The sequence below is a fragment of the Pseudoalteromonas sp. 0303 genome (assembly GCF_013349995.1).
Taxonomy (GTDB): Bacteria; Pseudomonadota; Gammaproteobacteria; order Enterobacterales; family Alteromonadaceae; genus Pseudoalteromonas.
In genome coordinates this window covers 1-7795 of record NZ_JABVXF010000073.1, presented here as the reverse complement: position 1 = coordinate 7795, position 7795 = coordinate 1, and the positions used below count along the sequence as shown (strand labels likewise).

11 protein-coding genes are annotated in these 7795 nt (G+C 35.4%); 6 read left to right on the top strand and 5 right to left on the bottom strand.

The features are described 5' to 3' along the window. From HUS62_RS22010 to HUS62_RS22000, 3 genes are all read left to right on the top strand, one after another. Positions 1-412: GGDEF domain-containing protein (locus tag HUS62_RS22010; protein ID WP_220095100.1), on the top strand; the 412-nt coding region annotated here is incomplete at its 5' end. A 669-nt stretch (positions 413-1081) separates the two neighbouring features. Beyond that, on the top strand, positions 1082-2077 hold the full coding sequence (locus tag HUS62_RS22005; protein WP_175081159.1) for a site-specific integrase: 996 nt from the start codon (positions 1082-1084) through the stop codon (positions 2075-2077). Between the two features lie 168 nt (positions 2078-2245). Continuing rightward, positions 2246-2698, top strand: coding sequence for a hypothetical protein (locus HUS62_RS22000; protein WP_118845692.1), 453 nt, complete (start codon positions 2246-2248; stop codon positions 2696-2698). 636 nt (positions 2699-3334) lie between these two features. On the opposite strand, the gene HUS62_RS21995 is transcribed toward HUS62_RS22000, so the two are convergent. The 3 genes from HUS62_RS21995 to HUS62_RS21985 all read right to left on the bottom strand — a co-directional run bounded on the left by HUS62_RS21995 (position 3335) and on the right by HUS62_RS21985 (position 4206). After that, positions 3335-3685 carry a hypothetical protein gene (locus HUS62_RS21995; RefSeq protein ID WP_138534047.1) on the bottom strand — a complete coding sequence of 117 codons (351 nt, stop codon included), beginning with the start codon at positions 3683-3685 and terminating at the stop codon, positions 3335-3337. 86 nt (positions 3686-3771) lie between these two features. Continuing rightward, complete coding sequence (locus tag HUS62_RS21990) at positions 3772-3915, bottom strand: hypothetical protein (protein WP_175081158.1); 144 nt, start codon at positions 3913-3915, stop codon at positions 3772-3774. A 15-nt stretch (positions 3916-3930) separates the two neighbouring features. Next, a complete protein-coding gene (locus tag HUS62_RS21985; RefSeq protein WP_175081157.1) occupies positions 3931-4206 on the bottom strand; it encodes a hypothetical protein in 276 nt (91 codons plus the stop codon). Between the two features lie 422 nt (positions 4207-4628). Between HUS62_RS21985 and HUS62_RS21980 the strand changes: the two genes are divergently transcribed. Continuing rightward, positions 4629-4943 carry a hypothetical protein gene (locus tag HUS62_RS21980; protein WP_175081156.1) on the top strand — a complete coding sequence of 105 codons (315 nt, stop codon included), beginning with the start codon at positions 4629-4631 and terminating at the stop codon, positions 4941-4943. Between the two features lie 24 nt (positions 4944-4967). Beyond that, positions 4968-5219 (top strand): hypothetical protein, encoded by a 252-nt coding sequence (locus tag HUS62_RS21975; RefSeq protein ID WP_175081155.1) that lies wholly within the window; start codon positions 4968-4970, stop codon positions 5217-5219. Positions 5220-5367: 148 nt separating this feature from the next. Here the strand turns inward: HUS62_RS21975 and HUS62_RS23270 are convergent, their stop codons facing one another. Both HUS62_RS23270 and HUS62_RS23265 read right to left on the bottom strand, forming a co-directional pair. Then, complete coding sequence (locus HUS62_RS23270) at positions 5368-5691, bottom strand: abortive infection family protein (protein ID WP_282658508.1); 324 nt, start codon at positions 5689-5691, stop codon at positions 5368-5370. A gap of 90 nt (positions 5692-5781) precedes the next feature. Next, positions 5782-6261 carry a hypothetical protein gene (locus HUS62_RS23265; protein WP_258536838.1) on the bottom strand — a complete coding sequence of 160 codons (480 nt, stop codon included), beginning with the start codon at positions 6259-6261 and terminating at the stop codon, positions 5782-5784. 270 nt (positions 6262-6531) lie between these two features. On the opposite strand from HUS62_RS23265, the gene HUS62_RS21965 reads away from it, so the two are divergent. Beyond that, on the top strand, positions 6532-7407 hold the full coding sequence (locus tag HUS62_RS21965; protein ID WP_175081154.1) for a DNA replication terminus site-binding protein: 876 nt from the start codon (positions 6532-6534) through the stop codon (positions 7405-7407). The last annotated feature ends 388 nt before the right edge of the window (positions 7408-7795 follow it).

Here is a 7795-nt window from a genome sequence, read left to right as displayed (position 1 = left end):
TAGTGACAATGTGGGCGTTATTAGATCAGAAAAGAGGCGGATGTTAAAGCCTTTTTACAAAGTGCGATCCCGCCGTGGAGATGAGGTACTTATTGCAGTTGCAAATCTATTAGGTAGTCAAACCAGAGAAAATGATGTTTTGGTTCGCTGGGGCGGTGAAGAGTTCATTTTAGTGGTAGAAAATAAGCAAAAAGATAATGTAATTTCAATTGTTGACAGAATAATTAAAACAATTTCAAACCAAGCAGTTAATACTACCCTTGGAGATTTGGATATTACTATTTCCGCAGGTGCAACATCTGTTAAAAACGGTAATTTAAATAGCCTCACATGGCCTAAAATACTTAATTGTATCGACGAGGCTCTTTACACTGCAAAACATAATGGAAGAAACCAAGCTGTTGTAATCTGAGGGACTTCTTTTATGCGCCAAAAATTTTTGTTAATTTTCGTCAATAAATCTTTAGCTAGTATTTCAGATGACAATATAAGGGAGTTTCAAATCGTATTGACGGCTCTTGCAACTTACCAAATGATTGGAGTGGCATTTATAAAGTTGCGTGTGTTCAACGTACACATTAAGGTTACAGAGTAAGCTGATATCAATTGACATATAAAAGAAAGTACTATGGAATTTAAAATTCCTGAGATGAATTACATTGGCAATATTGAAAAAGATAATTAGAAATAGCGATAGTCAAGGAGTACAAAGTGTCAAGTGCAACAACCCTTTGTGTTCTAACGCCGCCACAGTAATAAATTTTGAGGTAAGTGGAATTCGTTGTAGTGGCAGAGCATTGTGGCGGAAATCAATATGGGATTGCCCGAGCCACTTTTCTGTCGAGCCATTAGAAATGCAGTGTTTAATTCTATCTTTTACTTGTTAAATTTCGGAAGAAAAACATCCCCTTCTACCAAGAATTTTTTTAATTTATAGAGTCCAAGGTTCTCCAGATTCTATTTTGCAGCTAATTTAACATAATATATAAATTGCATAAATGGGCATTTACACAAGCTAATTAAGGGTGTATAAATGTACAGTGCTTATGTTTTCGTATGAATTTAAATTATGAACAGCAGATTGGAAAAGATTATCGATTTAAAACAGCCTCAATTACCGGCTACCAAGATTAAACAAAAATTAAATGAGATTTATGTAAACCCTAAATGTCCGATATTTAATTATGTTAACTCTTTGGCGGCGGATACATCCAAAGAGACCGTCACTCGATGTTTGCAAGCAATTGCAAAACATGCCGGCTACCCAGATTTTTATGAAATTAATTGGGCAGAAATTACTTCAACTGATTTGAATAGCCTAATCCATAACCTAAAAGCCAAGGAGCTATCTCCAAAAACGATTTCATTATATGTATCCGTTGTAAAGGGTGTATGTGAGCATGCCTATTTGTTAGGACAGATTTCTAGATTGCAGCTAGATGGTATTCTAAAAGTGAAAGGAGAAACCGGCTCTAGAATTAAAAAACATCAGGTAATTTCTCGTTCTAGTTTCCAAGGGCTTTTGGAGAGAATAGCAAGCTCAAACCCAACTAATAGAAATAAAATGCTTCGAGATGTGGCGCTTTTTCATATTTTAATTGGTACCGGGTTAAGAAGAAGTGAGTTGGCCACAATAGAAATTTCATCATTAGTCTTAGAGCTTAGTAGCGAAAATAGAGTTACAGTAAATACTCAGTATTTGAAGATTATTGGTAAAGGTAATAAGGAAAGATATGTTGCGATCCACCCTATTACAAAAATTGCTTTGGAAGATTGGTTGAACGTTCGAGGTATAAAGCCTGGTCCGTTATTTGTCAAAGTGTCACGTAGTGGAAATATTGATGTTGAAAATAGTAACCCTTTAACTGGCAGTGCTATTTATGAGCTTTGTAAAAAATATAACACTGTTGCTCCCCATTCTCTAAGACGATCTTACGCGACTTGGCTCGATGAAAAAGGCGTAAAGATAAGCAGAATTAGTAAACTTCTTGGCCATTCAAAAGAAGTTACAACTGCAATGTATATAGTAGATGAAGATTCAAAGGCATTTGAGGATGTGTTGAATAATTTGTTTTAATCTCAAATATTTTGTTCTTGGTTGTCTGTATTGGGTGCAATTCACTGAAATATATAGGTTTATTGCCTAACAAAATGTGACAGGGATCAACATAATTTTATTTGTTCATTTTAAATTTATCTTTTTTTGTTAGAATATAAGTTAGTGATCTTATAAGAACAACCAAACATGGCTGATACATACTTTAAAAATCTAGATGATGACTCAAAGAAAAAATACGTCTCGCAAGTTTTAGAACGATGCAAACAGGTGTGGGGTGTTGATGAGCTACATGAAATTGAAGATGAGAATGGACGTCGAGCTTTAGGGCATAATGCGAGCACTATGAAAATGTGGTTGAGCCGCCCTTCTATGCCATGGGATTTTATTTTAACTACTGCGATTAAAAAAAATGTAAGCCTGGACTACCTTCTTCTGAACATAAATGAAAACACGAGCCTAGAAGATGTTAGACCAGAAGAGCTTCTTGAAACTGTTAATAAAATAGTTGCTGGTTCATTAGAGGAAAGTGCGGACTTCGGCATTATTGACCCTACTTTTGTTCCAACAATTACTAAAAAGATTAAAACTTCATTAGAAGATGCTTTAACGATTAAAGCAAAACCATCCAAATCAGCCTAAGATAAATCAAATTAGCAAGAAAATGGCCAGAAAGACTCTGGCCATTTTTAATCCGACTGGCGTAAAAACAATTTTTCCGAGAAAAGGCTTTTTACTTTAGTGATAAATGTTGGGGCCAGAAATGCACTAAGTAATATCAAGTCGTTTATATTTACAGTAATGGAATAAAAAAAGCCTAAATATGGGTTAAGGGAATTTTGAGTAATATAATTAGACATTAGAATTAGGTGCAAGACAGAATTTACCAGTAAGACATACATTGTAGTTATGGAAGCGTCTGAGTACCTTCTCCCTTTTCGTATGAATGGGAACAATAAAGCAATGAGAAGCGCTGTGATGCTATCAAAAAGCGAGAACATCAAGTACATATTGACTATACCATCAATAAAACCACCAGTTTCACTTAAGTATTCAATAGTCATTAAGTAGTCGGTTGATAAATAGGACAATGTAACGAATGCTACTAAACACAAGTGTGAGAATGATGTTTTTTTGAACTAGGCTTTAATGATAGTTATGCAAAAAACCAAGAACAGTAAACCTGAAAAACTCATCAGGTACTTTAAAAAGAAGTCACTAGCCCCTACAGTAAATAATTCATTGTAGTAGACTATAAATGCTTTTATGTAATCCATATTAAGCTCTGCGTTTGTAACTAGTTAAACTAACTACATTTTCAGGCTCTATATTTGGTGTATATGCAGGGATAAAGCTATTTTTCTGAGGGTAACCCTCGATATCAGCAAGCTCAGCTTTAATTTCTTGAATTCTCTGAAAGACCGCAGCTCGCTCATCATTAACTGGTAAGCCTTTCATGTAAACTTCCAATTGAATTGATTCTTGAACCAATTTTCTGACACGCTGAGCTATTGCAAGGGAGCGGATCGATTCGCGCTTTAAGAATGCAGCTAAAGAAATAACCCAAAAAACGAAGCAGAATAACAAGCCCATTAAGGCAACAGGTGAAACTCCCACATTAACATCCATCTTTAACTACTACATCGGTTGTAATAATAATGTACTGAGAGTCCACCAGCAATAGTGCTTTATTATTGCTTTTATGTGGCTATTTGTTATCTTTCATCTTTTTTCTTAGGCGGAAGAATTCCAGCGCCACGTTCAAGGTTAACAGCTGGTAATTCTTTAATGTTCACCATTTCAATTTCAGTTGATTGAGGCTGAGAAAATGCCATAAAGGTGGCGAAAATAGCATACATATGGAACTCCTTGCGTTAGCCGCACAAAGGAATTTCTACCCTGAGCGGTGCATTTATTTGTTTAAATTGTTCATGAAGTGACATTAAAAAGTCATCAGCTTCATTCAAGTTATAAAAAGCAAGGCTTGTGCCAATCTTTTCCCCATCTAATATGAAGTAAATAAAGATACGCCTAACAGATCTAAAGGACGACGGAGTAAGCACTTCCATTTCCACCTTTAGATTATGTCTACTTGTGTTCTCAGCAAGCATACAAGCTCTCAATATATCCGGGGACAAGATATTAATCATGTGAAATCCTTATGTTTTTTTACAATACCACTTAAGACAATATGTTTGGTCTAAAAAAAGCGAAATTTTAATTAAAAACAAACTTAATATGTTCCATTGAAATTTATCATTGAGTGATGTTAATTGGAGGTTCAGATGTTGCTCATTAAAAAGAAACAAAGCCCAGTACGCGGACTATTTTACATTTCACTTTGCATTTCATTATCTATTGTAAGTTGCAGCTTGAATTCATATTTTCGATACGGCATGACTTTGCCACTCGAACTTTACACACCCTTAATCATTACTTTGATATTGCCTCTATTGAACTCAAAGCAAGGAGCTGTGCTTTTCGGCCCTGTTAAATTGTTTAATTCTGGGAAATAGCGCGATTTTAAGAGTGTGATAGCTTAGATTTAAATGCTCGATGTGGAAGACTTACAATGAAAAATAGTACAGCACTAATATCAATAATCTTAGCGTGCTTATCTAGCGAAGCTGCAGCAATTATCCCTGGGGATAATACTGCATGTTATCCATTATCATATGATAGAGCTGCAATCAAAAAGCAAATAAAAGTGGATCTTCTTACTACGTATGCGGCCTTAAACACTATAAGTGGAGAGGAAAAACTATTGAATGACACTTACTCAACTGAACTTGGGAATATAAAAGTGGTATCTACTGAGTTTCAAAATTTTAAATTTTCTTACTCTGAGCGTGATGGCCAACTTTGTGGTTCAATAGTAAAAAAGTAATTAATTTAAAATAAGAGGTTAAACATGAAAGAATATTACGTTGTAGAAATTGGTTATAGTGGCGCTGGAGGAGATGTAGCTAAAAGATTTACATTGGATAAAGACAAAGCTCTTTGGTTTGCTGAGGTATTTTTTACTGGCCTAAAAACATTAGAGAAAGAGTCTGGCTTTATAAAAATTATTGGTTCAGATAAAACTCTTTCTTTAACGATTTCTAATAATACCCTACCCAAATTTAATAGTATCAAGCTGCCCTTGCCGCAGTGTAGCCATTAAGAATTCTATTTACTCATTTGTGGGCTTCGCGCCCCATTCGAAATCGGCCTAAAAACGAAGTAAGAGATAGATCTTCCCATGCCAAATACATTTCTACTCCAGCGGCTCAAATCTTGGCCATTTAGGACGCAAGCATTAAATGGCTAATTCAAAGCTTAAACACTCTTAGGCTTTTTTGACTTTTTTCATCCCAAGTTTCGAGGACAAATAATGCTAAAGTATGCGCGGAGTGAATAGCAAGCCTAGCGTGGCGTGGTTTCAAATTATAAACCTTGCGTCCTTCCCCATGCGCTGAGCTAGCATGCGTTCTAAATGCACCAATACCTCCCACAATTGACAACATCCCAGAAATAATCCTCTTTAGATCATCATCTTGAACTAGTTTAGTGTCAAAACCAAAATCATCTCTTACTACTTTCCAAACACCTTGGAGATCTTGCTTTTGGGGGAACGGTAATTTTTCATCTTCAATGTATACCTTAAAGATTGACTCTAATATGTTACATGCAGCGGAAACAGCGTCTCGTGGGGCTGAATTTACATTATTTAATGCGCGGTTAAACTAAGCTTCTATTGAAGGGATATCACGCCCTTTAATTACCTCCAATAATGATTTGCTGGGAGCTGAACTACCGTCTGAAACTGTCCCCCCATTGATGTATGTTAAATTACAACGCTCAAAGATTTTTATTAATTTAGTCTTTAGCTCTTGCTTTTGCGCTGTAATATTTACTCCCCATTGATAGTTATCTTGAGCTAATTCATCAGATAACTCCATGTATTCTTCAATGATTTTCCCTAGAATTTTAAGTGGAAAATCAGATTCTTTATTAATTCGTCGTAACCAAGCTTGTATTTTTACTTGTTTAGACCCTACAGGCGGTTCTCCTGGTGCGTCAGCATACGTAAATAGGTTATCTAATCCAACGTGTGACTCTATCTCATGCAGATTATCTGATAAAACAGCAATAACTGGAGCAGGAATTTTTTTTCGCATAATTTTTTGATATGAGATTGCAAACGCTAACAGTTTATCAAGCATTTTGTAGGATATAAAATATCCACTGTTATTTTCATATGGATACCTTGTTTCTGAATTCCATTAATTCTATACCATCATACTAGAAGTTATAAACAATACTCACCCGCCCTTAGTGCCATTGAACAACCCTTACTGGATTGTGCCCTACTTTAAGAAGATAAAAATAAATAAAAAAATTAAACAAAGGACAAAAACGCAGATGCTGAGGTGTATGCTTTATATACAACATGGTATGATGGTATAGAAAGTTGCTGCTTAAGTGAATTACCTATGTCTTTGTATAATGATGTTGAGTTTGCATTTAACCAATTAATTAGTGCAACTGAAGCACTTAACCAATTCCTTCATGAATGTGAGGTGGTTCATGCTGAATGCTATAAGTTACCAGCTTCAGCTGGTGACATATCCGATACTAGTGGTTGGGAATTAGTAACCCCTGAAAAGCATACCGGCTTTACTGCATTAAGTATGGCCACAGGTTCTTTTGCCCGGTTTACGCCAGATTATAACCACTCACCTAAATACCCTTTTAGACTACCTGGCTTTATCCAATTGGCGCCAATTCATTATCAATCAGCTTCACAGCTGGTGGGTGCATGTAATTTACAAAAAGTGATAATAAAAGAGCTCATCAACAGCAGCAAACTCAATCAAAGTCAAAAGCGAGAGCTAATACAGTCAATTTGCCCTAACGCTATTACCTTACAAATATACAGGCTGATCAAAGTTGCTGATGGCCCAGTTAAACGAGTTGGTTTTACTTGGTGTAACAAAAACAGTATGAGAACAATTAACAAAGAAGAGTTTCTAACGTATTTAGCCGGCAGTAAAGATAACCCACCTTCAGGCAAAACTAGATCTGAATGGGCGCCATGGGTTGAAAAAGAAATTGAATTAGTGAAATCAAAACCAGGCGAATTTATCAAGGTGAAAAGACCTTTGCCAATTACACCTAAGCTTAACGTTTCTTTCACTGATGACACTTACACGGTTATGTTTTATGGCCATGTACCTATCATTATATTCGGTGATGAGCCTTGTAAAGTCTCTCCATTAAAGAGTTATATAAAGGCAAAATCAACAAGTAAAACTGAACATTACAATTACTTGATAAAAAGGCTCTATGTTATAAATGAAACTTGTTGAATAAGTTTGTAATTGAATATTTTCTACAACATTATTAATTTTGTATGATGCGGACTTTAAAGCTAAACCAAGTATCCATGAAGCCACAAGAAAGTTCCAAAACACAATTAAATTGATAGAAAATCACAATATTTTGTCAATTAAACGAATTAGGTTAAATATTGTTAAACTTTCTGTCACTTGTTGATATTGAAAATTTCTCGTACGGTCCAAATAAATTAATAAAACTGAGGACCTAAACACATTAACTTCTTAAAAGTGTTTAGGATACGTTCCCCTACTCGATCTAATTAGTCGGATACTTAGTCCACTCTCCACCATCTAATTGGATGTAAGGCTGCCCTTTTATATACATCATTACCGTATCTTCATTCTCGGCGACCTTGGC